General features: G+C 68.6%; 22 protein-coding genes. 11 read left to right on the top strand and 11 right to left on the bottom strand.

Going from position 1 to position 23,482, the window contains the following annotated elements:
- Positions 1 to 10: 10 nt before the first annotated feature.
- Together I1A62_RS37750 and I1A62_RS37745 are read right to left on the bottom strand one after the other, a co-directional pair.
- On the bottom strand, positions 11 to 1,198 hold the full coding sequence (locus I1A62_RS37750) for a sensor histidine kinase (protein WP_124389141.1): 1,188 nt from the start codon (positions 1,196 to 1,198) through the stop codon (positions 11 to 13).
- Position 1,199: 1 nt separating this feature from the next.
- Entirely contained in the window at positions 1,200 to 1,835 is a 636-nt protein-coding gene (locus I1A62_RS37745; protein ID WP_072937397.1) for a response regulator transcription factor, read from the bottom strand.
- A gap of 260 nt (positions 1,836 to 2,095) precedes the next feature.
- Here I1A62_RS37745 and I1A62_RS37740 point away from each other — a divergent pair, with 260 nt between their 5' ends.
- Together I1A62_RS37740 and I1A62_RS37735 are read left to right on the top strand one after the other, a co-directional pair.
- Positions 2,096 to 2,572 carry a hypothetical protein gene (locus tag I1A62_RS37740; protein WP_219457383.1) on the top strand — a complete coding sequence of 159 codons (477 nt, stop codon included), beginning with the start codon at positions 2,096 to 2,098 and terminating at the stop codon, positions 2,570 to 2,572.
- A 47-nt stretch (positions 2,573 to 2,619) separates the two neighbouring features.
- Positions 2,620 to 2,766 (top strand): hypothetical protein, encoded by a 147-nt coding sequence (locus I1A62_RS37735; protein ID WP_167372165.1) that lies wholly within the window; start codon positions 2,620 to 2,622, stop codon positions 2,764 to 2,766.
- Between the two features lie 88 nt (positions 2,767 to 2,854).
- Here I1A62_RS37735 and I1A62_RS37730 read toward each other — a convergent pair whose 3' ends face one another.
- Genes I1A62_RS37730 through dnaK form a run of 4 tightly spaced genes read right to left on the bottom strand, consistent with a single transcriptional unit; the run spans position 2,855 to position 6,957 of the window.
- Entirely contained in the window at positions 2,855 to 3,262 is a 408-nt protein-coding gene (locus I1A62_RS37730; RefSeq protein WP_072937428.1) for a heat shock protein transcriptional repressor HspR, read from the bottom strand.
- Positions 3,262 to 4,443, bottom strand: coding sequence for a molecular chaperone DnaJ (dnaJ, locus tag I1A62_RS37725; RefSeq protein WP_219457382.1), 1,182 nt, complete (start codon positions 4,441 to 4,443; stop codon positions 3,262 to 3,264). Before dnaJ ends, I1A62_RS37730 begins: the two co-directional genes overlap by 1 nt.
- Before the next feature lie 22 nt (positions 4,444 to 4,465).
- Complete coding sequence (grpE, locus tag I1A62_RS37720) at positions 4,466 to 5,116, bottom strand: nucleotide exchange factor GrpE (RefSeq protein WP_087561376.1); 651 nt, start codon at positions 5,114 to 5,116, stop codon at positions 4,466 to 4,468.
- Positions 5,113 to 6,957, bottom strand: a complete 1,845-nt coding sequence (gene dnaK / locus I1A62_RS37715) for a molecular chaperone DnaK (RefSeq protein ID WP_124389138.1) — start codon at positions 6,955 to 6,957, stop codon at positions 5,113 to 5,115. The genes grpE and dnaK overlap by 4 nt, the downstream gene beginning before the upstream one ends.
- 322 nt (positions 6,958 to 7,279) lie before the next feature.
- Between dnaK and I1A62_RS37710 the strand changes: the two genes are divergently transcribed.
- Positions 7,280 to 7,846 (top strand): hypothetical protein, encoded by a 567-nt coding sequence (locus I1A62_RS37710; protein ID WP_218271108.1) that lies wholly within the window; start codon positions 7,280 to 7,282, stop codon positions 7,844 to 7,846.
- 19 nt (positions 7,847 to 7,865) lie between these two features.
- On the opposite strand, the gene I1A62_RS37705 is transcribed toward I1A62_RS37710, so the two are convergent.
- Positions 7,866 to 8,126 carry a hypothetical protein gene (locus tag I1A62_RS37705; protein ID WP_225857859.1) on the bottom strand — a complete coding sequence of 87 codons (261 nt, stop codon included), beginning with the start codon at positions 8,124 to 8,126 and terminating at the stop codon, positions 7,866 to 7,868.
- A 320-nt stretch (positions 8,127 to 8,446) separates the two neighbouring features.
- Between I1A62_RS37705 and I1A62_RS37700 the strand changes: the two genes are divergently transcribed.
- Positions 8,447 to 8,989, top strand: coding sequence for a DinB family protein (locus I1A62_RS37700; RefSeq protein ID WP_206006077.1), 543 nt, complete (start codon positions 8,447 to 8,449; stop codon positions 8,987 to 8,989).
- A gap of 75 nt (positions 8,990 to 9,064) precedes the next feature.
- On the opposite strand, the gene I1A62_RS37695 is transcribed toward I1A62_RS37700, so the two are convergent.
- The 4 genes from I1A62_RS37695 to I1A62_RS37680 are packed head-to-tail and all read right to left on the bottom strand — an operon-like array spanning position 9,065 to position 14,535.
- The gene (locus I1A62_RS37695; RefSeq protein WP_219457379.1) at positions 9,065 to 11,329 is read right to left on the bottom strand and encodes an alpha-galactosidase; all 2,265 of its coding nucleotides are present in this window, start codon (positions 11,327 to 11,329) and stop codon (positions 9,065 to 9,067) included.
- Complete coding sequence (locus I1A62_RS37690) at positions 11,326 to 12,261, bottom strand: carbohydrate ABC transporter permease (RefSeq protein ID WP_124389132.1); 936 nt, start codon at positions 12,259 to 12,261, stop codon at positions 11,326 to 11,328. The genes I1A62_RS37695 and I1A62_RS37690 overlap by 4 nt, the downstream gene beginning before the upstream one ends.
- The gene (locus tag I1A62_RS37685; protein ID WP_124389131.1) at positions 12,261 to 13,184 is read right to left on the bottom strand and encodes a carbohydrate ABC transporter permease; all 924 of its coding nucleotides are present in this window, start codon (positions 13,182 to 13,184) and stop codon (positions 12,261 to 12,263) included. Before I1A62_RS37685 ends, I1A62_RS37690 begins: the two co-directional genes overlap by 1 nt.
- Positions 13,185 to 13,239: 55 nt before the next feature.
- On the bottom strand, positions 13,240 to 14,535 hold the full coding sequence (locus tag I1A62_RS37680; protein ID WP_124389130.1) for an ABC transporter substrate-binding protein: 1,296 nt from the start codon (positions 14,533 to 14,535) through the stop codon (positions 13,240 to 13,242).
- Between the two features lie 231 nt (positions 14,536 to 14,766).
- On the opposite strand from I1A62_RS37680, the gene I1A62_RS37675 reads away from it, so the two are divergent.
- From I1A62_RS37675 to I1A62_RS37645, 7 genes are read left to right on the top strand one after another with little or no spacing between them, the layout of a single operon-like run.
- A complete protein-coding gene (locus I1A62_RS37675) occupies positions 14,767 to 16,845 on the top strand; it encodes a beta-galactosidase (protein WP_219457378.1) in 2,079 nt (692 codons plus the stop codon).
- The gene (locus tag I1A62_RS37670; RefSeq protein WP_124389128.1) at positions 16,842 to 17,648 is read left to right on the top strand and encodes a DeoR/GlpR family DNA-binding transcription regulator; all 807 of its coding nucleotides are present in this window, start codon (positions 16,842 to 16,844) and stop codon (positions 17,646 to 17,648) included. The genes I1A62_RS37675 and I1A62_RS37670 overlap by 4 nt, the downstream gene beginning before the upstream one ends.
- The gene (gene galT / locus I1A62_RS37665) at positions 17,635 to 18,801 is read left to right on the top strand and encodes a galactose-1-phosphate uridylyltransferase (RefSeq protein WP_219457376.1); all 1,167 of its coding nucleotides are present in this window, start codon (positions 17,635 to 17,637) and stop codon (positions 18,799 to 18,801) included. Before I1A62_RS37670 ends, galT begins: the two co-directional genes overlap by 14 nt.
- Complete coding sequence (galK, locus tag I1A62_RS37660; RefSeq protein WP_219457374.1) at positions 18,798 to 19,988, top strand: galactokinase; 1,191 nt, start codon at positions 18,798 to 18,800, stop codon at positions 19,986 to 19,988. The genes galT and galK overlap by 4 nt, the downstream gene beginning before the upstream one ends.
- Before the next feature lie 54 nt (positions 19,989 to 20,042).
- Positions 20,043 to 21,125, top strand: a complete 1,083-nt coding sequence (locus I1A62_RS37655; RefSeq protein WP_219457372.1) for an ABC transporter ATP-binding protein — start codon at positions 20,043 to 20,045, stop codon at positions 21,123 to 21,125.
- Positions 21,126 to 21,141: 16 nt separating this feature from the next.
- Positions 21,142 to 22,134 (top strand): UDP-glucose 4-epimerase GalE, encoded by a 993-nt coding sequence (gene galE, locus I1A62_RS37650; RefSeq protein WP_219457370.1) that lies wholly within the window; start codon positions 21,142 to 21,144, stop codon positions 22,132 to 22,134.
- A gap of 27 nt (positions 22,135 to 22,161) precedes the next feature.
- Positions 22,162 to 23,481: a DUF2252 domain-containing protein gene (locus I1A62_RS37645; RefSeq protein ID WP_219457368.1), complete on the top strand. Its 1,320-nt coding sequence runs from the start codon at positions 22,162 to 22,164 to the stop codon at positions 23,479 to 23,481.
- The last annotated feature ends 1 nt before the right edge of the window (position 23,482 follow it).

The raw sequence follows: 23,482 nt of genomic DNA, 5'->3' as shown, positions 1-23,482 counted from the left end.
CCGGGTGCCGTCATCCGGCATCGGGGACCGTCACCACCACCCGCGTGCCCGATCCGGGCGAGGAGGTGACGTCGAAGGTGCCGCCGAGGCTCTCGACCCGCACGATGTGCGAGGCCAACCCGATGTGCCCCTGCGCCACGCGTTCCGGAACGACGGCGGGATCGAATCCGGTGCCGTCGTCGGCGACCGTCAACGTGGTCCGCCCGCCGGCGCGGGTGAGCGCGAGTTCGACCTTTTTGGCACCGGCATGTTTGGTGACGTTGGTGAGCAGTTCCCGCGCCACCCGGTAGAGCAGCTCCTGGCAGTCGGGGTGAACGACGTCGTCGAGGCTCACCGATATCTCGATCTCACCGCGCCGGGAGAACAGGTCCGCGAGTTCCCGCAACGCCGCGGTCAGGCCCAGCTGCGCGAGTACCTGCGGATGCAGGGTGGTGACGGTGGAACGCAGTTGCGCCGCGGTCTCGCGGAGAGCGGTTTCGGCGGCGTCGAGTTGCGCGTCCGGGTGCCGCTCCAGCGCCTCCTCCACATCCAGCCGCGCTGCGAGGACATTCTGGAGGGGCCCGTCGTGGAGGTGCTCGGCGAGTTGCCGCCGCTCGCGTTCCTCGGCGCCCATCGATTCCGCGATCAGCTGCCTGCGCACGTCCATCAGCGAGATGACCGTCGCGGAACGCCGCACCAGCACGTACGACAACGCCGTCGTCGCGGCCGCGAGCCACAACAGGAAACCGAAGTAGAGGTACACCTCGTCGGGGAAACCCACGAGGTCGTCGCGTTTCGAGTAGACGATCCACACCACCTGGTACCCGACGGCGGTGCAGACCCCGACGATCGCCGTCAGCCGCGGCCGGTACTGGAACGCCACCGAGATCGGCAGCAGGAAGAACACCGGCAGCAGCACCGACGTCGCGCCGCCCGACGCGATGCACAACGCCACCACCGCGGAGACGTCCGCGGCGGTCGACACCCAGCCCGCCCACGGACCGACGTCCTGGACGAGGACGAAGATCAGCCAGCCGGCCGCGAGCAGCGCATATCCGATCAGGAGCCCGGCGAACACGTCGGGCTGCCAGTGCGTCACGCTGATCACCGGCCCGAGCAGCGCCATCAGCCCGATCAGCGGTAGCCGGAGAATGGCGGTCACCCGGACCGCCTCGGTGGTGTAGCGCCGGACTACGCGACTCTGCGACGTCTCGCGCACGTCACTCCAGCAAACCGCGTCGCATCGCCTCGGCCACGGCGGCCGCGCGGTCGCTCACCCCGAGCTTCTCGTAGAGGCGCTGGACGTGGGTCTTGACCGTCGACGGCGCCAGGTACAGCTCCCCGGCGATCGTGGGGATGCTCTGGCCGCGTGCGATGAGCGCCAGCACTTCCTTCTCCCGGCCGCTCAGCACCGGCCCGACCGGTTCGCTGCGGCGCCGCACCTCGCCGGCCAGCCCGACGGCGAGGGAAGCGGGCAGGACGTCGCGGCCCTGAGCGCAGTCGAGGACGGCCTTCACGATCTCCGCCCGCGTCGACTCCTTCGGCAGGAATCCCGCCGCCCCCTCCTGCAATGCGTGGTAGACGATCGCGGACTCGTCGTGCGCCGACAGCAGCAGCACCCGGGTGGCGAGTTCGGCACGCCGCACGGCCGCCGCCACCTGCGAACCGTCCAGTTCCGGCATCCGGTAGTCGAGGAGCGCGACGTCGGGGGCGAGTTCACGGATCAGGGCGAGCGCCGCCGCACCGTCGTCCGCCTCGCCGACCACCTCGATGTCGCCGCTCGCGAGGAGGGCCCGCACGACACCGTCCCGGAAGATCGGGTGATCGTCGCCCACCACGACCCGCACGGCGGTCACGGCGCGGTCCGATCCGTGTCGGCTCCGGCGAAGTCCATTGCTCACTTTCTCACGAGACCGGGCCCGCGCGGAGCACTTCGCGGCGCCGGTGTCCCCCGATCGGGGGACACCGGATTCATCCCGCCCTCGGTCCTGTCGGTGGACAGACTGCGGCGCACATTCGCGACATAGTTGGTGCACACCGGAAAACGGGGAGATCGGAAAACGAAAACCCCACGGCCCCAATCGTTCCCCTCGTTCCCAACACAGGAGAAGCCATCATGCGCATCAACGCCCGCCGCCGCGTCGCCCTCTTCATCGCACTGCCCGCCACCGCACTGGCCGTCACCGGATTCGCCGTCGCGGCCGCCGGAGTCGCCACCGCGGGCACGATGCCGACGTCGGGACCGACGATCGCGATGACGATCAGCAACGACACCGACCTGCCGATGGTCCTCGCCGGATCGTCGAACCCGTACGGGCAGTGGATGCAGGCGCCGTCGGACTACCTCGCCCCGCACAGCAGCCAGATCGTGAAGGCATACTCCAACGACCCGAACGGCGTCGAGGTGGACGCCACCTACGCGCTGCCCGGCGGCGCCCAGGCCGTGTTCCGCGCCGACAACTACAACAACATGACCGACGTCGACGGGACCCGCATCGACGGCAACTTCGGCCACGGCTACGGCATCAGCAGCTGGATCGACTCGGGCTACCCGAACATGAACGCCGGCTACCACCTGTACGGACAGCCCTGATCGACGACCACAACCATCCACCGAACACTCCACGAAAGACCGAGACCATGATCATGCACGTCACCCCCACTCCTACCCCCACCGTCTCCAAGGCACTGTGGAGCACCGAGGAGATCAAGGCACGACTCGAGCAGATGGACATTCCACGCTCACACACCCGCCGCGGGCCCCGCTGGGGCAGCCGCGACCGATAAGCCGGGGGCTGGGGACGCGGTGTCGCGCTGATTCACTCCGACAGGATCAGTGCGACACCGGTTCCGGTTCACACGGCGGAATGCCCGGTCAGCGCTGGTGCCGCGGCTTCCACACGACGAGCGCGTTGCTCCGCGGGATCGGCACCAAGTCGCGCCGGTAACCGGCGTGGACCTTCGAAATCTCCTCCGCCAGCTCGCGAACCCGGTGTTGCAGAGCCTCCACCTGGTTGGTGAGTTCGATGATCCGCTTGATCCCGGCGAGATTGACACCCTCGTCCTGGGAGAGGCGCTGCACCTCGCGGAGCAACGCCACATCCCGCGGCGAATAGCGTCGCCCACCACCGGACGTGCGGTGCGGGGTGACGAGCCCGAGCCGGTCGTAGTTGCGCAATGTCTGGGCGTGCATGCCCGCGAGTTCCGCGGCCACCGAGATCACGAAGATCTGGGCATCCGGATCAACGGCGGTTTCGCGTGGATCCCCGGTCGTGTCGCTCATCAGGCACCAGCCCACCCGGCCCTCGGATCGAATCCGCTGGCCTTCTCTGCTTCCAGATAGGTCTTCAGTGCTTCGGTGGCCGGGTCGTCGAGCTTCTGCGGAACCGCGACCTTGACCGTGACCAGCAGGTCACCGGCGCCACCGGCACGCTTGGGGACTCCCCGGCCGCGCACGCGCAGGATCCGGCCGTCGGCCGTGCCCGCCGGAATCTTCACACCGACCCGGCCCTCCAAGGTGGGGACGGAGACGGTGGTTCCGAGCACGAGCTCACCGTAACTGACGGGGACGACGAGGGTGAGGTCGTCGCCGTTGCGACCGAACACCTTGTCGGGACGCACCCGGACCGTCACGAACAGGTCGCCGGACGGCGCGCCGCGCAGGCCCGCCTCGCCCTGGCCTGCCAGCCGGATCTTCTGTCCGTCACTGACCCCCGCGGGGACGCGGACGGTGATGGTGCGGGTGCGGTTGGTGACGCCGTTGCCGTGGCAGACCTCGCAAGGCGAGTCGATGATGGATCCGGTGCCGCGGCAGTCGTCGCACGGCTCACTAAACCCGAACGCGCCCTGGTTGCGGCTGACGATCCCGGTCCCGTTGCAGCGCGGGCAGACTCGCGGGCTGGTGCCCGGCTTGGCACCACTGCCGTGGCAGGTGGTACACGGCGACGGGCTGGTCAGTCGCAGCGGAACCGTGACACCCAGCGTGGCCTCGCGGAATTCGAGGGTCGTCTCCGTCTCGACGTCGCTGCCCCGGCGGGGACGGCTGGTGGTGCGGGTCGCGCCGCCGCCACCCGCGCCGCGATTGAACAGGCCGCCGAAGATGTCGCCGAGGCCACCGTCACCGGCTGCCGCGCCGCCGCCGAACAGGTCGTTGATGTCGAATCCGCCCTGGCCGAAACCGCCGGCTCCGGGGTTGAATCCGCCGCCGCCCTGACCGAAGCCGCCGCTCGCGAACAGCCGCCGCGCCTCGTCGTATTCCTTGCGCTTGGCCGGATCGGACAGCACGGCGTGTGCTTCGCTGACGGACTTGAAACGCTCCTCGGCCTTCGTGTCGCCGGGGTTCGCGTCGGGGTGCAGGTCGCGGGCGAGCTTGCGGTACGCCTTCTTGATCTCGTCCGCGGATGCGTTGGACGAGACGCCCAGCTCCTTGTAGAAGTCCTTTTCGATCCACTCCCGCTGGCTCACTGGGCGTCTCCTCCTCTCGCTCTTACTCTTGTTCCGACGCGGCGGGCTTCGCAGCCCCGTCGGGGGTGTTCGCGTCGGCATCGCCGGCGCGGTCGATCACAGCTACCATCGCATGCCGCAGGACGCGATCACCGAATTTGTAGCCCTTTCGCATCACCGTGCCGAGAACGGGGTCGTGACCCTCGCCCTCGTGCTGCACTGCCTCGTGCAGCGCCGGATCGAATGCGTCGCCCTCGGCACCGAACTCGCTCAGGCCGAGCGAGGTGAGGGTGCCGGTGAGCTTGTCCGCCACACCCTTCAGCGGCCCCGAGTCGAGGTCGCCGTGGCTGCGGGCGCGGTCGAGGTCGTCCAGCACCGCGATGAGCTCACCGACGACGGACGCTTTCGCGTTCGCGATGTCGGACTGCTTGTCGCGCTGGACGCGCCGACGGTAGTTCGCGTACTCCGCCTGCAGTCGCTGCAGGTCGGCGGTGCGCTCCGCCAACTCGTCCGTCTCCGGTGCCGCCGTCTCCGACAGGGCCCCTTCGTCCACCGAGCCGGGCTGCGGAGCGGCAGCGGCGCCCGCGAGGGGCTCCACTACCGGTTCCGCGTCCCGTGTGAGACCGGTCTCGGGGTCGATCTTCCGCTTGTCCACGAAAGTGACCGGTTCCTGCTCGGTGTTGTCGGACGTCACTTCTTCTCCGCGTCGGACGGCTCGTCCACGACCTCGGCGTCGACGACGTCGTCGGCACCATTCGCGCCGGAGCCGTCGGTGTTGGCGGCCTCCTCGGCGGCACTGGCCTCGTAGATCGCCTGGCCGAGGGCCTGCGACTCGGTGGCCAGCTTCTCGACCGCGGTCTTGACGGCCGCGATGTCGGTGCCTGCGAGAGCGTCGTTGGCTTCCTTGATGGCAGCCTCGACCTTCTCCTTGACGTCGGCGGGCACCTTGTCCTCGTTGTCCTTGATGAACTTCTCGGTCTGGTGCACCAGCGACTCGGCCTGGTTGCGCACCTCGGCCTCCTCGCGGCGGGCCTTGTCTTCCTCGGCGTGCGCCTCGGCGTCCTTGACCATCCGCTCGATCTCTTCCTTGGACAGACCGGAGCCGTCCTGGATCTTGATCGTGTTCTCCTTGCCCGTGCCCTTGTCCTTGGCGGTCACGTGCACGATGCCGTTGGCGTCGATGTCGAAGGTGACCTCGATCTGCGGCACGCCACGCGGGGCGGGCGGCAGGTCGGCCAGCTCGAACGAGCCGAGCAGCTTGTTGTGCGACGCGATTTCGCGCTCACCCTGGAACACCTGGATCTGCACCGAGGGCTGGTTGTCGTCAGCCGTGGTGAAGGTCTCGGAACGCTTGGTCGGGATGGTGGTGTTGCGCTCGATGAGCTTGGTCATCACGCCACCCTTGGTCTCGATGCCGAGGGACAGCGGGGTGACGTCGAGGAGCAGCACGTCCTTGACCTCGCCCTTGAGCACGCCGGCCTGCAGGGCGGCACCGACGGCGACGACCTCGTCCGGGTTGACGCCCTTGTTGGGCTCACGGCCACCGGTCAGCTCGCGCACCAGGTCGGAGACGGCGGGCATACGGGTGGAACCACCGACGAGCACGACGTGGTCGATGTCCTTGACGGCGATGCCGCTGTCCTTGATCACGGCCTGGAACGGCGCGCGGGTGCGGTCGAGGAGATCGGACGTGATCTTCTGGAACTCGCTGCGGGACAACTGCTCGTCGAGGAACAGCGGGTTCTTGTCCGCGTCGACGGTGATGTAAGGCAGGTTGATCGACGTGCTCTGCGAGGAGCTCAGTTCGATCTTCGCCTTCTCGGCAGCCTCACGGAGACGCTGCAGGGCCATCTTGTCCTTGGTCAGATCGATGCCGTTCTGAGCCTTGAACTTGTCGACGAGCCACGTGACGATGCGCTCGTCCCAGTCGTCACCACCGAGGTGGTTGTCGCCGGACGTCGCGCGAACCTCGACGACGCCGTCGCCGATTTCGAGCAGCGAGACGTCGAACGTGCCGCCACCGAGGTCGAAGACCAGGATGGTCTGTTCCTTGTCGCCCTTGTCGAGGCCGTAGGCCAATGCGGCCGCGGTGGGCTCGTTGACGATGCGCAGGACGTTGAGGCCGGCGATCTGGCCGGCTTCCTTCGTCGCCTGACGCTGGGCGTCCTCGAAGTACGCGGGGACGGTGATCACGGCGTCCGTGATGTCCTCACCCAGGTAGGCCTCGGCGTCGCGCTTCAGCTTCATGAGCGTGCGCGCGCTGATCTCCTGCGGCGTGTACTTCTTACCGTCGATCTCCACGTTCCAGTCGGTGCCGATGTGGCGCTTGACGGAGCGGATGGTGCGGTCGACGTTGGTGACGGCCTGGTTCTTGGCGGGCTGGCCGACCAGCACCTCACCGTTCTTGGCGAAGGCGACGATCGACGGGGTGGTGCGTGAACCTTCGGCGTTGGCGACCACTACGGGCTCGCCGCCTTCCAGTACAGACACGACCGAGTTCGTTGTACCGAGGTCGATACCGACGGCACGAGCCATAGTGTTCCTCACTTCCGTTTTGCAGTCCTGTGGGCAGGTTGTTCAGTACTGAACTGCGATGTTGGCGCTTAGTGAGCGCCCTCCGCTCAAGTTTGCACTCCGACACCGTCGGGAGTCAATTCGAACTTGAGTCGAGCACGCTCAATCTTGTCGTAAGGCTCAACGGAGGGGTGAGGAGATTTGTTCCCGGCCGCCCGGATTTTCTTTCGCCGCCGCCGGCTGGACTTTGTGTCGGCTCCGCCGACGCGGCCCGCGCGCGTCGGCCAACCTACCGGGCAACCGGTCGGCACGCCTCCGCGCGACCGGTCGATAGGATCGCAGCGTGACGACACCCGAACAGCCGCCACGCCGGCCGGCACCGCCGCGACCCGTACCGCCGCGTCCGGAGTTCGCGGTCACCCCGCTGCGCGCCGCCCCCACCGACGCCACCCCGAAGGCTGTCGCGGTGTCGCTGTCCGCCTGGGTGGGGTCGTTCGTCGTTCTCGCCGGCATCGCGGGGGCCATCGCCCTCGACCTCGGCGCGGTCCGTGACGCCCTCGAGGCGTCGGTGGCCGCGGACAATCCCGGCGACTCGGCGACGGACATCACCGACACGGTGAACCTGACGTTGATCGGCAGCGGCGCCATCGCGGTCGTACTGATCCTGCTCGGACTGCTGGGGATTCAACTGCTGCGCGCCCGGAAGACGGCGGGGCGGATCACCCTCGCCGTCGTCGGTGCACTCAGCGCCGCAGGCGGGGTGGGCCTGTGGATGCTGCTGTCCGACGCCGGGGACGCGACCGCGGGAGTGCTGCAGTGGGCGCCGCTCGCCTACAGCGCCCTCGTCGTGGTGGGAGTGCTCGCGCTGTTCGCTCCCGGTGTGTCGCCGTGGCTGCGCCCGAGTCGCTGACCGGACTCACCGACCGGAGTCACACCTGACACGGAGCGGTGCTGCCGTGGAATTCCGGATCCGGGTCGTACTCGCGGTTCGACGTGCCGTGGTACTCGGGGTCGGGGTCGTATTCGTCGTTGGTCGTCCCGGTGAAGTCGGGGTCCGGGTCGTACTCGTCGTTGGTGGTGCCCTCGTAGGAGGAGTTGCAGGCCGGGTGAGCCGCGGCAGTCTGGGTCACGGACGCGGCGCCGAACACGAGAGCCACTGCTGCCAGTGCGGTCATCGTCGTGCGGATCATGGTGAGTCCGTTCATCGGTGGGCTGAGCGGACGGAGAAGGAAACTTCCCTCGCCTCTGCAGCGCCGCGCTCCACGACTTCGTGGCGCGTCACCGAGGGGGTACCCAGATCGAGGCGCGTGAAAAGTGTTCCGGGCACCACCTCGAGAGGACGACGTGCCGGCGCCGGCGCCGGCGAGGGAATGTTCATACCGAGAATCCTTCTCGGCGGGCGCTTTCCGCACATCCAGGAAGGCACCCAACTCGGTCCCCGGGAAAAACCCTGAGAAGCCCTCCCTAATGAGGACCGTTTCTGACCTCAATCGCTTCTATCGTTCTTCTCATGACCACTTCGCAGAAGTCCCCGGCCACCGGCGAACGCGCCGATCTCCTCCAGATCCTGCAGGAGCAGCGAGCCACCCTGCTGATCACGATCCGCGGCATCGACGACGAACAGGCACGGAAGCGCTCGACCGTCAGCGACCTGACGCTCGGGGGTCTGATCAAGCACGTGTCCCAGACGGAAAAGCACTGGATCGAAACCATTCTCGAACCCGACGAGAACGCGGAGTTCGACATGGAGTGGTCGATGCAGCAGTACTACATGCGCGACGACGAAACCCTCGAGGGACTGCTGGCCGAGTACGCCGAGGTGGCCCGCGCAACGGAGGCCGCGGTGGCCGGACTCGACGACCTCGATGTGCTCGTCCCGCTGCCGACCGCCCCTTGGGCGCCCGAGCGGCAGTGGTGGACCGTCCGCCGCACCCTGCTGCACATCATCCGGGAGACCAGCCACCACGCCGGTCACGCCGACATCATCCGGGAATCCCTCGACGGCGGAAACACCACCAGGCAGATGGGCGCCGACGCGGGCATGGAGTTCTGACCCGCCTGTCGGCACAGACGAAAACACCTCACCGGCTTCGGGTTCCGGTGAGGTGTTTCTCGTCTCGGTGTGTGGCTACGTTTCCTCGGTCACGGACAGCACCACCACGTCGTCGGGGAAGGACGCGGGCGTCTGCAGACCCACGACGGCGAGGGCCCGTCCCGTCATCGAGACGCCGGGAACCTCGCTGCCCGCGGACAGTCCGTCGGCTCGTCCGCCGCCGGGCGGGGTGGTGACGGTCGGCTGAGGCTGCGGTGGCACGTTGAACCACGCGGGTGGTTTCAGGCCCTCGTCCGGTTCACCGGCGAAGACGGGTCGCACACGGTACCGCCGGTCCGGGTCGAGCCCGGGCAGCGTGAACCGGCCGCGCGGCGACACGTCGGACCGCCCCACGTATGCGAGGAAGAACAGGGCCTCCGCCCGGTCGCCGGCGACGGCACCGTAGACCAGCAGGGTGGGGTCGATCTCGTCGGCGCGCACCATCGTCCCCGTGTGCAGCAGTTCCCGGTGCCGCTTGTACAGGTCGATCCACACGGCGAGCTGTGCGTTCTCGTCGTCGGTGGCAGTCGCGAGATCCCACTCGATCCCGAGGTGCCCGTAGAGCGCCGTCCCCGCCCGGAACGACAGCCGGTGGTACCGGCCCGTCGTGTGGGAGACCCCCGACGCGATGTGCGAGCCGAGCAGTTCGGGGGGAAGCAGTTGCATCGTCCACCGGTTCATCTGCTGGCGTTCGAGCGGATCGATGCAGTCCGACACCCAGACGCGGTCGGTGCGTTCGAGGATGCCGAGGTCGACCCGCGCGCCACCCGAGGAGCAGGATTCGATCTCCAGTCCGGGGAACCGGCGCTTCAGCTCGTCCATCAGCCGGTACGTCGCGAGCGTCTGGTCGTGGACCCCGGCACGCCCGTGCGGCGCGGTGCCCGCGTCGATCAGGTCGCGGTTGTGGTCCCACTTGATGTAGGCGATGTCGTACTCGCCGAGAATCGCGGACATCCGCTCGAGGATGTGGTCGTACGCCTCCGGGATCCCCAGATTGAGCACCTGCTGGTTCCGGGACGGAACCGGCGTGCGCCCGCCGGTCGCCATGACCCATTCGGGATGTTCCCGCGCGAGATCGGAATCGAGGTTGATCATCTCCGGTTCGAACCACAGGCCGAACTCCATGCCGAGCGAGCGCACGTGATCGATGATCGGGTGCAGTCCGTTCGGCCACACCGTCTCGTCGACGTGCCAGTCCCCCAGCCCCGCCAGATCGTTGCGCCGGTACCGGAACCAGCCGTCGTCGAGCACGTAACGCTCGACGCCGAGCTTCGCCGCCCGATCCGCCAGGTCTGTCAACCGGGCCAGGTCGTGATCGAAGTAGACGGCCTCCCACACGTTGATCGTGACCGGGCGCGCGCGCCGCGGGTGAGTGGGCCGCGACCGGAGATGGTCGTGGAACCGGTGCGCCTGGGCGTCGAGCCCGTCGCCGTAGGCGCCGTAGATCCAGGGGGTTCCGTAACTTTCGCCGTCGGACAGCCGAATCTCGCCCGGCAGCAGCAGTTCTCCGCCGCCGACCACCTGGAAACCGGTGAAGAGCCGCTCGGCGTAGTGGCGATGGTTGCCGCTGAACCCGACGTGGGTACCCCACACCTCACCGCGGCCGAAACCGAAACCGGGCACGCCGACGGACAGCACCGTCGCCGCGTCCGGGCCGGTGCGTCCCTTCCGCCCTTCGCGTTCGTGGATCCCGACGGTGAGTTCGCGGCGCTGCGGGGTCCGCTCCTTCCCCCACCGGCCTGCGAAGTCGAGGATCTCCCGGGCCTGCGGCGGGACCGGGAACGCGAGCTGGAGGTCGTCGAGGACATAGAACGAGCTGCCGGTGTTGGTGACCTCGGCGCGCGCCCGCAGGAGGCCGCTCGGCAGCAACTCGACGTCGAGGGTCAGCCCGAGGTCGGCGACCGCGTCGTGCGCCGTGACCCGGACGGTGCCCGCACCGACGGAGACGAGTTCGGGGTCCGGGGACGGCCGGTGTTCGGCCCCGTCGACGGTCAGCGCGGTGGTCGTGAACAGCGGCGACCAGTCGACGCCGTCCCGGTGGCCCGCGATCCCCGGTTTCCCCACCCACCCGGTGTGGTGTTCCGGGAGGATCGACAGCCGCACCGGGAGGTCGACGACATTGCCCGCAGGGGGCTCGATGTTCGCCTGCGCCAGGGCCAGCGTGTCGGCGACGTTCAGGTCGCCGAGCGCCGCACCCCAGTGCACGATCGCCGGCAACCGGCCCCCGGTGACGTCGAGCACGACGGACACGCCGCCGACGGTGAGGTGGATGTACGCGTGCGGTGGGACTGTCGCGCTCACTTGTTGGCTCCCATCGTCAGTCCGGAAACGAAATGCCGCTGCAGCGCGACGAATACGAGCACCGTCGGCAACGCGACGAGCACCGATCCGGCGGCGAGCAGGTTGGTGTCGGTGAAGAAGCTGCCCTGCAGATTCTGCAGCGCGGTGGTGACCGGCAGCTTGTCGCCGCTGACCATCAATGCGAGAGCCCAGAAGAAATCATTGTAAATCCAGGTGATCATGAGCGTCGCGAGCGCGGCCAGCGCCGGACGGCACAGCGGCAGCACCACCTGCCAGTACTGGCGGAACAGGCCGGCGCCGTCGACCGTCGCGGCCTCGAGCAGTTCGGGGGGAACGGTCTTCATGTAATTGCTCAACACGAACACACAGAAGCCGGTCTGAAATGCGACATGCACCAGGATCAGACCCCAGTAGCTGTCGTAGAGCGAACCCGACGAACTCATCCAGTACGGCAGCGGAATCGCGTTGTACAGACGGAACAACGGGGTCAGCAGCGTCTGCTGCGGCAGCAGGTTGCCTGCGATGAACACCGCCAGCATGATCACGTTGAACTTCCACGGGAACCGGGCGAGCACGAACGCCGCCATCGACCCGATGAACAGGATCAACAGCACCGCCGGGATGGTGATGATCATCGAGTTGAGGAAATAGTGCGGGATCCCGCCGACCTCCCACGACTCGGTGTAGTTGCTCAGCGTGAAGCCACCGACGGACAGGTAGCCGTGGGTGAGGACGTAGTCGTAGTCGCGGAACGAGTTGTAGAGCGCCCACAGCAGCGGGAAGATCCACAACAGCGCGAGCGCGGTGAGCAGGAGGTACATCGCCGCATGCGCGGCACTGAGCCGGCGCCGGTTGGCCACCGCGGCCCTGTTGCGGGGCCCGGTCCGATCGGCGGGCGCACTGCGGTCGGCGAGGGGTGTCGTCATGGTCATCAGTCGTCGCTCCGCATCACGATCCAGAGATAGAGGGCAATGAACACCAGCGAGATCACGAGCATGATCGTCGCCAGGGCCGAACCGAATCCGACGCGGCCCGCTTCACCCACGACGTTCGCGGTGACGAGGGCGGAGATCAGTTCGAGTCCGTTGCGGCCCTTGTTGATCACCCACACGAGGTCGAAGGCACGCAGGGCCTCGATGACGGTGATGACGATGATCAGCAGGTTGGTGGGTTTCATCAGGGGGAACACGATCCGGAAGAACGTGCGGATCGGGCCGGCACCGTCCATGAGGGCGGCTTCGCGCACCGACGGGTCGATGGCCTTGAGACCCGCCAAGTACAACAGCATGATGTAGCCGGTGTGCCGCCAGCTCGCGGCGACCATGACGGCCCAGATGTTGACGTCCGGGTTGCCGAGCCAGTCGACGTCCGTGCCGAGGATGGTGTTGAGCACGCCGCCGTCGGTGGAGTAGATGAGCTGCCACACGAACCCGACGAGGGCCATCGACAGCACCACGGGGATGTAGAAGATGCTCTGGTACAGCCGGCTTCCCTTCAGGCCCCGGTCGAGCAGCACGGCGAGGAAGATGCCGAGGATCGTCGGGAAGACGAAGAGGAACGCCAGCCACAGGACGTTGTTGTGGAGCGCCTGCTGGAACGGCGGGTACGCCTGGACGGCGTCGACGTAGTTCTGCGGGCCGATCCACTCGATGGTCGATGTGCCGCCGATGCCGTCCCAGCGGGCGAACGACAGGATCACCGTGAACACGGTGGGAATCCACACCAGCCCGATCACGATCGCGGCGGGCAGCCCGAGCATGACGGCGATGGTCCACCGGTCGCCGCGACTGCGTCGGATCTTCGGCGCCGGGATCCTGGGTTCGGTTCCGGCCTGGAAAGGAACTGTGCTGGTCATGAATTCACCTGACCTGTCGGGACCGTGATGGTGGTCGTTGTCTTCTCGTGTGTTCTCATTGCCCGAATACCGCCGCCTTCTGCCGCTCGATGCTCCGGACCAGGCCGTCCACGTCGTTCGGGTTGCCGAGGAACTGCTGCATCGCGGGGATCATCACGACGGACGCGAAATCGGGGCGGGTGTCCCGGTCGAGGAACTGGGTGATGGACCCCGCACCCTGGACGAGGGCAGCCGACTTCTGCACGAGCGGAGGGAAACTCGACAGGTCGGCGTCGCGGTGCGCCGGGATCGCCTGGGGATCCTGCTTCGCGTACGCGACGGCGGCGTCGGCGTTCGTGAGGAAGGAGAGGAACTGCTGCGCCCCGTCGAGATTCCGCGGGTCCTTGCGCATCATGAATCCGTCCATCGGCGCCTCGACCGCCGACGTGCCGACCGCGGAGTCGAGTTCGGGGAACGCGAAGAAGTCCAGATCCTCGCGGTCGGGGCCCGCCGGAAAGCTCTGTGCGACGAACATGCCGGCCACCAGCATCCCGGCCTCCTTGTTCAGGAGCGCCTGCTGCGCCTCGGACATCTTGCGGCCCAGCGGTTGCGGCTGGTGGAACGGCAGGATCTCGCGCCAGGTGTCGAACACCGACCGGACGCGGTTGTCGGTCCAGCTCACGTCGCCCGCGAGGAGGGAGCGGTGGAAGTCGACGCCGTTGAGGCGCAGATCGAGGTAGTCGAACGTGCCGAACGGCGACCAGCCGTCACGGACCCCGAAACCGATGGGAGTGAGCCCGTCCGACTGCATGCGTTTCGACAGGGCCACCCATTCGTCGAACGTCTTCGGCGGCGCGTAACCGCGTTGCTGCCAGAGGCTGGGGCGGTAGAACACGGCCCACGGGTAGTAGAAGAACGGGATCAGGTACTGCCTGCCGTCGGTTCCGGTGGACGCCTCGCGGAAGCTGTCGCTGAAGCCGCTGCCGTGCGATTGCCACACCGGGCTGACGTCGTCGACGAGTCCCTTGTCGGCGAAGTACCTCATCCGGTATCCCGACATCCAGGTGAAGACGTCGTCCGGGGTGCCCTGCAGGTAGTTGTTGACGTTCTCCTGGAACGACGTGGAGTCGACGGAGTTGATGCGCACCGCGCCGCCGGTCTGCTGCTGGAACATCCCGACGACGTCCTGCACGCCGAGTTTGGCGTTCTTGTCCGACAGCCGCGATCCGAGGGTGATCACGTGGGGGTCGAGGCCGCCGGTACACCCGGACAGCAGGCCGGCCGTCGACAGGGCGCCCGCGGCGCCGAGTGCGGCCTTGAGAAAGGTGCGCCGGGAGGGTTGCCACTGGTGCGGCAGCTCGTTTCGGTTCATGGTGCCCTTTTCGCTCGAGTAGCGGGGTGGGGCGGAGTCGCTCACCATCCGATCGAAATCGAACAACTTCGATCACAATTCAGTGGTGACGCCTCACGCCGTTACGTGATGCAGGTTACAAAACCACGCTGCGTTGCGCATTGTCAACCGCAACATAGTGCGTTTACCTGCACAAGTGCAGAAATGTTCATTCATGTTGACTTTTGAGCAGCGATCGGACAGATTGTGAGCATGCACACAGCGAGCGAGTCCGGCGGGCGGCACCTGCGGTGGCCGACCCGGGGCATTTCCTTCGGCGGTGACTACAACCCCGAGCAGTGGCCGGAAGAGGTCTGGCAGCACGACGTCGAACTCATGCGCGAGGCGGGAGTCGACTTCGCGACCGTCGGCGTCTTCTCCTGGGCGCGACTGCAGCCCACCCCCTCCACCTGGGACTTCGGCTGGCTCGATCGCGTCCTCGACCTCCTGCACGACGGCGGCGTCCGCGTCGACCTGGCCACCGCGACCGCGTCCCCACCCCCCTGGCTCACGGCCGCGCATCCCGAGATCCGGCCCGTCGACGAACGCGGGTACCGGTACGAGATCGGCAGCAGGCAGACGTGGAGCCCGAGTTCCCCGATCTACCGCGACCACTCCCTCGCCCTCGTCGAGAAGATGGCCGTCCGCTACGGCGACCATCCGGCACTCGCCCTCTGGCACGTGTCCAACGAACTCGGCTGCCACAACTCGCGTTGCTACTCCCCCGACAGCGCGCGGGCGTTCCGGCGGTGGCTGCGGCGGCGGTACAGCGACCTCACCGAACTCAACCGGGCGTGGGGCACGACGTTCTGGAGCCAGCACTACAGCGCCTGGGACGAGGTGGTGCCGCCCGCCGCGAGCACGACGTTCGGCAACCCCACCCATCTGCTGGACTGGCGCCGCTTCTCCTCCGACGCCCTCCTCGACCAGTACCGCGCAGAGCGGGAGGTGTTGCGGCGCATCACTCCCGACGTCCCGGTGACGACGAACTTCATGGTGGGCATGGGCTCGCCGCAGTCCCTCGCCGGCGACATGAACTACGCGCAGTGGGCGCCGGAACAGGACCTCGTCTCCACCGACCACTATCTGGTCGGACCGGTGACCGGTGACGGCGCCGCCCACCACCGGCTGTCGTTCTCCGCGGACCTCACCCGCGGCATCGCCGGCTCACAGCCGTGGCTGCTGATGGAACACTCGACGAGCGCCGTCAACTGGCAGGCGGTCAACCGGGCGAAGGCGCCCGGCGAGATGCTGCGCAACTCCCTCGCCCACGTGGCGCGCGGCGCGGACGGTGTCGCGTTCTTCCAGTTCCGCGCCTCGCAGGCCGGCGCCGAGAAGTTCCACTCCGCGCTGGTGCCGCACGCGGGCACCGACTCCGCCCGGTGGCGCGAAGTCGTCCAACTCGGGGCGGTCCTGCGCCGGCTGGAGCCGGTCCGCGGCAGCCGCGTCGAGGCCCGGGTCGGCATTCTGTTCGACTGGGAGTCGCAGTGGGCGTGTGAGCAGGACGGGCACCCGTCGCGGTTGATGCAGCCGATGACGATCGCCGAGCAGATGCACCGCGCGTTCGCCGGGGTGACCTGCGACGTCGTCCCCCCGGACGCCGACCTCGGCCGGTACTCCGTTCTGGTCGTGCCCGCGATGTATCTGTGCAGCGACGAGGAGGCGGACCGCATCTCGGCGGCGGCCCGCGCAGGCGCGCACGTTCTGGTGACGGCGTTCTCCGGGATCGCGGACCGCGACGACCACGTCCGGCTCGGCGGCTACCCGGGGGCGTTCGGAGATCTGCTCGGCGTCCGGACCGAGGAGTTCTTCCCGCTCGGCGCCGACGAGACCGTCGCCCTCGACGACGGCACGTCGGCCCGCGTCTGGACCGAATACCTCACGGTCTCCGAGGACGTGGACGTCCTCGCCCGTCACACCGCGGGACACCTGCAGGGCGTGCCCGCCGTCACCCGGCGTCCCGTCGGCGACGGCTCCGCCTGGTATCTCGCCACCGTCCCCGACGCACAGGGCCTGGAGCGGCTCGCCGAGACAATCTGCGCCGCAGCCGGTCTCGACCAGCACCTGGGACGGCAGTCCGACGTCGAGATCGTGCGCAGGCGGGGCGAGAACGGGTCGTGGTTGTTCGTCCTCAACCACACGAACGAGAAGGTGACCGTCGACGTGTCCGGCACCGACCTCGTGACCGAACGGGTGGTGGACGGACCGCTCACGCTGGAACCGGGCAACTGTGCTGTGATTCGCGAAGACAGCGCCGGCACCGGCGCCCCGACACGGAAGGCGGACGCATGATGCTCGCTCGTCAGCGCCAGCAGGTGATCCTCGACGAGGTCACCGCGCACGGTGCGGTGAAAGTCGTCGACCTCGGTGCGACGCTCGGGGTCTCCGACATGACCATCCGGCGTGACATCAACGAACTCGTCGAGCAGGGTCTCGTCGAGCGGGTGCACGGCGGGGTGACGCTGCCGCGGTCGGCGAGCGTCCACGAACCGGGGTTCTCGGCGAAGTCCGAACTCGACCGGGAGGCCAAGCGGGCCATCGCCCGCGCCGCGGCCAGGCTGGTGCGGCCGGGCACGTCGGTGGGCATCTCAGGCGGCACCACCACGCATGCCCTCGCCCGCGAACTCCTCGACGTTCCCGACATCACCGTCGTCACCAATTCACTGCCGGTCGCCGACGCCTTCCACGAGGGCGGCCGCGACGACCAGACCATCCTCCTCACCGGAGGTCAGCGCACCCCGTCGTTCGCCCTCGTCGGACCGCTCACGGTCGCCGCCCTGCGCGGCATCCACGTGGACATGCTGTTCCTCGGTACGCACGGCATGGGGATCGACTCGGGGCTGACCTGCCCCAATCTGATGGAAGCCCAGACCAATCAGGCGCTCGTCGCGTCGTCGCGTCGCGTCGTGGTGCTCGCCGACCACACGAAGTGGGGGGTGACCGCGCTGGCGAACACGATCCCGCTGTCGGACGTCGACATCCTCATCACCGACGCCGGCCTCGAGCGCGCCGCCCAGGAAGCCCTCGCCGACCACGTCGGCGATCTCGTGGTGACACGGGAGAACGCGGAAGGACTTGACGATGACCGTGCGTGACGAACAGGAGGCGCGGGAGGCCCCCGCGCGGGTCCGGATGCGCAAGACCCGGACGACGCTCGCGGACGGCCGCGAACTCCTCTACTTCGACGACTCCGAGCCGTACGTGTCGGGCGGCGCCACCCGGGAACTGGTGGATTCGCGTACGCTGCCGCCCGCGGTGTCGCAGTCGCAGATGCGTTTCGACGTGCTCACCGGGGAGTGGGTGGTCATCGCCGCGCAGCGGATGGACCGCACGTTCCTCCCGCCGCCGGACGCGTCGCCGCTCGCGCCGAGCCGGCCGGGCAAGGCTCCCACCGAGATTCCGGCCGACGACTACGACGTGGTGGTGTTCGAGAACCGCTTCCCCTCGCTGGCGACGGCCGCCGCGGAGCAGGACCTCCCGGACTGCGTCGACGGTGAGGCGCTGTGGCCGCTGGCACCGGGAGCGGGCAGGTGCGAGGTGGTGTGCTTCACCAGCAACCCGGATGCCGCGTTCGCCACCCTGAGTGTCGACCGGGTCCGCACCGTCGTCGACGTCTGGGCCGACCGCACCGCCGAACTGTCGGCGCTGCCCGGGGTGCGGCAGGTGTTCTGCTTCGAGAACCGGGGCAAGGAAATCGGTGTCACCCTCACCCATCCGCACGGGCAGATCTACGCCTACCCGTATCTGCCGCCGCGCACGGACGCGCTGATCCGGCGTTCCCGCGAGCACTTCGAGAGCACCGGGCGGTTGCTGCTCGCCGACGTCCTCGACGCCGAAACACGCTCCGGCAGAAGGGTGGTCCTGGCAGGCGAACACTGGACCGCGTACGTTCCCGCCGCGTCGCGCTGGCCGCTGGAGGTGCACCTCGCACCGCACCGCGATGTCCGTGACCTCGCCGAACTGACCGACGGCGAACGCGACGAACTCGCGCAGGTGTATCTCGAACTGCTGCGGCGGGTCGACCGCTTCTTCGACGGCGTCGACGCCGTGCCGTACATCGCCGCGTGGCACCAGGCGCCCGTCGGCGAGGACCGCTCGCTCGGCCGGCTGCACCTGCAACTGTTCTCGATGATGCGGTCGCCCGGCCGGATGAAGTACCTGGCCGGCTCGGAATCCGGGATGGGTGCGTGGGTCAACGACACCACACCCGAGCGCATCGCCGACCGGCTGCGGGAGGTGGCGTCGTGACTGCCGCACGGTGGGTGGTCCCTGCCGAAGAGCACACGGTCGCCGGCACCGCGGAGGCGTTGTTCCGCAGCACGTTCGGCGGCGCCGCGGACGGTGTCTGGGCGGCGCCCGGCCGGGTCAACCTCATCGGCGAGCACGTCGACTACGCCGGCGGGCTGGTCCTGCCGTTCGCCCTCCCCTACGTCACCGTCGTCGCCGTCCGCGTGCGGGACGACGGGATCCTGCGCGCCGTGTCCACCCACACCGGCGAGACCTGGCGGGGTGCGCTCGCCGACGTGGCCCCGGGCCACCCGTCCGGCTGGGCCGCGTATGTCGCCGGCGTGGTGTGGGCGCTGCGCCGGTCCGGACTTCTTACGGCCGGAACAGGTTTCGAGGTGGCAGTGCATTCGACCGTCCCGGTCGGCTCCGGGCTGTCGAGTTCGGCCGCGCTCGAGTGCGCGTTCGCGCTCGCCGTCGCCGACCTGGCCGGGCTGCCCACGGACGAGTCCGGGCGCCGGCCGCTGATCGACGCGTCCATCCGCGCGGAGAACGAGATCGCCGGGGCCTCCACCGGCGGCATGGACCAGTCGGTCGCGATGCTCGCCCGCCCCGGCCACGCACTGCTCCTCGACTGCCGGGACGGCACGAGCAGGCACGTCCCGCTCGACTTCCGCTCCGCCGGCGCCCGGCTGGTGGTCGTCGACACCAACGCGCCGCACCGGCTGGTCGACGGCCAGTACGGCAACCGGCGCGCCGCCGTCGAGAAGGCCTGCGCCGACCTCGGTGTCGCCACCCTCCGCGACGTCGCCGACGCCGACGCGGCCGTCGCGGCACTGAGTCCCCTTGCAGCGCAGCGGGCCCGGCACGTGCTCGGCGAGATCGGCCGCGTCCGGGAGGTCGCCGACCTGCTCGACCGCGGCCGGATCGCCGACGTCGGTGACGCCCTGAACCGCTCGCACGCCTCCCTGCGCGACGACTACGAGGTCAGTTCCGTCGAACTCGACTCCGCCGTCGACGCCGCGGTCGAGGCCGGCGCCTGGGGAGCCCGGATGACCGGCGGCGGCTTCGGCGGTTCCGCGATCGCGCTCGCCCCCCTCGACCGGGTCGACGCCGTCACCGAGAACATCGTCCGCCGCGCCGAATCCGCGTCCCTGCCCACACCGCAGTTCCTGTCCGCCGAGCCGTCGGGCTCGGCCCACCGACTCTGAACCTCCCCACCGATTTCTCGAACAACTGATTTCTCGAACAACGAGGAGAAAACCATGGCACGAGTCACGTATGACGCGGCGACCAAGATGTACCCCGGCTCGGACGTGCCGGCAGTGGATTCGTTGAACCTCGACATCGAGGACGGTGAATTCCTCGTCCTCGTCGGCCCGTCCGGCTGCGGCAAGTCGACGTCGCTGCGGATGCTCGCCGGTCTCGAAGATGTCGACTACGGCGCCATCCGCATCGGCGAACGCGACGTCACCGCGCTCGCCCCGAAGGAACGGGACATCGCGATGGTGTTCCAGAACTACGCGCTGTACCCGCACATGACGGTCGCGAAGAACATGGGCTTCGCCCTCGAGATCGCCGGCATGGACAAGACCGAGATCGGCCGCCGCGTCGAGGAGGCCGCGAAGATCCTCGACCTCGGCGACTACCTGAACCGCAAACCGAAGGCACTCTCCGGCGGGCAGCGCCAGCGGGTCGCGATGGGCCGGGCGATCGTCCGCAACCCGCAGGTGTTCCTCATGGACGAACCGCTGAGCAACCTCGACGCGAAACTCCGGGTGCAGACCCGCACCCAGATCTCGCTGCTGCAGCGCCGACTGGCCACCACCACCGTCTACGTCACCCACGACCAGGTGGAGGCCATGACGATGGGCGACCGCGTCGCCGTCATGAAGGCGGGCGTCCTGCAGCAGTGCGCCAGCCCGAAGACGCTGTACGAGAAGCCGGTCAACAGTTTCGTCGCCGGGTTCATCGGATCACCGGCGATGAACCTTTTCGAGGTGGACATCGTGCACGGCGACGCCCGGATCGGCTCGCTGTCGACGCCGATCGAGCGGTCGGTGCTGGGCGCCCTGGACACCGGCCGGGTCGTCGTCGGTGTCCGCCCGGAGGCGTGGACCGTGTCCGATCAGGGCACCGCGGTGAAAGTCGACGTGGTCGAGGAACTCGGCGCCGACGCCTACATCTACGGACGCCTCGTCCGCGACGGCGACCTCGGCGGCCACGACATCGTCGCCCGCGTCAGCGACTCCGCCACCCCGGCCAAGGGTGACGTGATCCGGCTGGCACCGGACCCGGCCCGCCTGCACTACTTCTCGCCGACCACCGGCGCCCGGCTCGGCGACTGACACGGGAAGGCGAACAGTGAAACTTCTCGTCACCGGCGGCGCCGGGTACGTCGGCAGCGTCTGCGCGCAGCGATTGCTCGAGTGCGGCCACACGGTCGTCATCGTCGACGACCTCTCGACCGGCAACGCCGACGCGGTGCCCGCGGGAGCGGAATTCGTCGAGGACGACGTCGCGGGCGCAGCCCACCGGGTGCTCGGCGCCGGGGACGTCGACGGCGTGCTGCATTTCGCCGCCCGCTCCCTCGTCGGCGAGTCGGTGGAGACACCGGAAACGTACTGGCAGGCGAACGTCGTCACGACCCTGACGCTGCTGGAGGCGATGCGCACGTCCGGCACCGGCCGGCTGGTGTTCTCCTCCACCGCGGCGACGTACGGTTCCCCGGATTCCGTGCCGATCACCGAGGACGCACCCACCCGGCCGACCAACCCGTACGGCGCCACCAAACTGGCGATCGACCACGCGATCACGTCGTACGCGCACGCCCACGGGCTGGCGGCGTGCAGCCTCCGGTACTTCAACGTCGCGGGCGCGTACGCCGGGCTCGGCGAGAACCGGGCGGTGGAGACCCACCTGATCCCGCTGGTGCTGCAGGTCGCAGCCGGGCACCGCGACGAGATCTCGGTGTTCGGCACCGACTGGCCCACCCCGGACGGCACCGCCGTCCGCGACTACATCCACATCCGCGACCTGGCCGAGGCGCACGTCCTCGCGCTCGAGTCCGCCCGGCCCGGAACACATCGGATCTACAACCTCGGCACCGGCACCGGGTTCAGCGTGCGGGAGGTGATCGCGTCCTGCGAACGCGTCACGGGGCGGGCCGTCGCCACCCGGGACGCCCCGCGCCGCGCCGGGGATCCGGCGGTACTCGTCGCGTCCGGCGCCCGGGTGCAGGCCGAACTGGGCTGGCAGCCACGGCACACCGACCTCGACGAGATCGTGGCCGATGCGTGGGCGTATCTGCAGTCACCGGCAGGGCGGCAGCGTTACCGTGGTGCGGTGCGGTCGTGACGGTTCTGCCGCGAGAAGGAGGCTGCTGTGGACGACGCCGATTCCACGAGGCGGAGGCGGATCGTGGAGGTCCTCGTCGAGACCTTCGCCGACCTGATGGAGGCGGACCCGAGCGCGTTCCGCACCAAGTTCCGGAAGATGGCCGCCAACCCGTTCGCGTTCTACCGGGGCAGCGCCTGCCTGTTCTACGACGATCTGCGTGACTTCGACGATCCCTGGGCGGACGAGCGCACCGGCCGCGTGTGGATTCACGGCGATCTGCATCTGGAGAATTTCGGCACGTATATGAACTCGGAGGGCACGCTCGTCTTCGACGTCAACGATTTCGACGAGGCGTACGTGGGGCACTTCAGCTGGGATCTGCGGCGCTTCGTCGCGAGCCTGGCGTTGATGGGCTGGCAGAAGGCGCTCCCCGAGAGCGATGTCCGGGAACTCGCCGAGACGTATCTGCGCAGTTACGTCGAGCAGGTCCTGCAGTACGCGCGGGAGGAGGAGGACGAGGCGTATGCGCTGCGCCTGGACAATTCGCGGGGCGCCATTCACGACCTCCTGCTGAGCGCGCGCCTCGCCACCCGGGTGAGCCTGCTCGAATCCGTCACGGTGCTGGAGGACTTCGACCGGCACTTCCGCCGCGGGCGCGGGGTCCGCGAACTGGAGGAGGCCGAACGCGCCACGGTCCGCGAGGCGGTGGAGAAGTACGTCGAGCGGGTCCCCCGCAGCAAGCGGTCCACTCGCCCGGTGTTCTACCGCATCAAGGACGTGGTGGGACGGAAGGGCTTCGGGATCGGAAGCGCCGGTCTGCCCGCGTACAACGTGCTCATCGAAGGGGCGTCCCAGGCGCTCGAGAACGACATCGTGCTGTCCCTCAAGCAGGGCAACGTCGCCGCTCCGAGCCGGATCGTCGACGAACCCGGTGTCCGGGAGTACTTCGAGCACGAGGGTCACCGCACCGCGGTGAGTCAGCGCGCCCTGCAGGTCCACACGGATCCGCTGCTCGGCTACACGGAGATCGACGGCACCGGCTTCGTCGTCGCCGAACTCTCCCCGTACGAACTGGACCTCGACTGGTCCGACCTCACCGAACCCGAGGACATCGCGCCGCTGCTCGAGGACCTCGGCCGGGCGACGGCGAAGGTGCACTGCGTCTCGGACGAGGACAGCGACCAGACCCTGGTGACGTTCCAGACCGAGGACGCGATCCAGAACGTCGTCGACGGCAGGCTGGACGAGTTCGTCGGCGAGATCGTCGACTTCGGCATCGCCTACGCCGAGGTCAGCCGCAAGGACCACCAGCTGTTCGTGGACGCGTTCCGGGAGGGCGAGATCGCGGGCGTGTCCGCCACCTGAC

The sequence above is a fragment of the Rhodococcus sp. USK10 genome, from assembly GCF_019378875.1.
Classification (GTDB): domain Bacteria; phylum Actinomycetota; class Actinomycetes; order Mycobacteriales; family Mycobacteriaceae; genus Rhodococcus_F; species Rhodococcus_F pseudokoreensis.
Note: the sequence above shows the minus strand (reverse complement) of the source record. Positions and strands in the feature narration are given on the sequence as shown.

Excerpts from the sequence above, each read along its gene's own strand:
- dnaK (WP_124389138.1), bottom strand. The coding sequence starts at position 6,957 with ATGGCTCGTGCCGTCGGTATCGACCTCGGTACAACGAACTCGGTCGTG.
- I1A62_RS37735 (WP_167372165.1), top strand. The coding sequence starts at position 2,620 with ATGATCATGCACGTCACCCCCACTCCTACCCCCACCGTCTCCAAGGCA.
- I1A62_RS37670 (WP_124389128.1), top strand. The coding sequence starts at position 16,842 with ATGATGCTCGCTCGTCAGCGCCAGCAGGTGATCCTCGACGAGGTCACC.
- I1A62_RS37685 (WP_124389131.1), bottom strand. The coding sequence starts at position 13,184 with ATGACCAGCACAGTTCCTTTCCAGGCCGGAACCGAACCCAGGATCCCG.
- I1A62_RS37700 (WP_206006077.1), top strand. The coding sequence starts at position 8,447 with ATGACCACTTCGCAGAAGTCCCCGGCCACCGGCGAACGCGCCGATCTC.
- galT (WP_219457376.1), top strand. The coding sequence starts at position 17,635 with ATGACCGTGCGTGACGAACAGGAGGCGCGGGAGGCCCCCGCGCGGGTC.
- I1A62_RS37680 (WP_124389130.1), bottom strand. The coding sequence starts at position 14,535 with ATGAACCGAAACGAGCTGCCGCACCAGTGGCAACCCTCCCGGCGCACC.
- I1A62_RS37730 (WP_072937428.1), bottom strand. The coding sequence starts at position 3,262 with ATGAGCGACACGACCGGGGATCCACGCGAAACCGCCGTTGATCCGGAT.
- I1A62_RS37655 (WP_219457372.1), top strand. The coding sequence starts at position 20,043 with ATGGCACGAGTCACGTATGACGCGGCGACCAAGATGTACCCCGGCTCG.
- I1A62_RS37675 (WP_219457378.1), top strand. The coding sequence starts at position 14,767 with ATGCACACAGCGAGCGAGTCCGGCGGGCGGCACCTGCGGTGGCCGACC.
- I1A62_RS37740 (WP_219457383.1), top strand. The coding sequence starts at position 2,096 with ATGCGCATCAACGCCCGCCGCCGCGTCGCCCTCTTCATCGCACTGCCC.
- I1A62_RS37705 (WP_225857859.1), bottom strand. The coding sequence starts at position 8,126 with ATGATCCGCACGACGATGACCGCACTGGCAGCAGTGGCTCTCGTGTTC.
- I1A62_RS37690 (WP_124389132.1), bottom strand. The coding sequence starts at position 12,261 with ATGACCATGACGACACCCCTCGCCGACCGCAGTGCGCCCGCCGATCGG.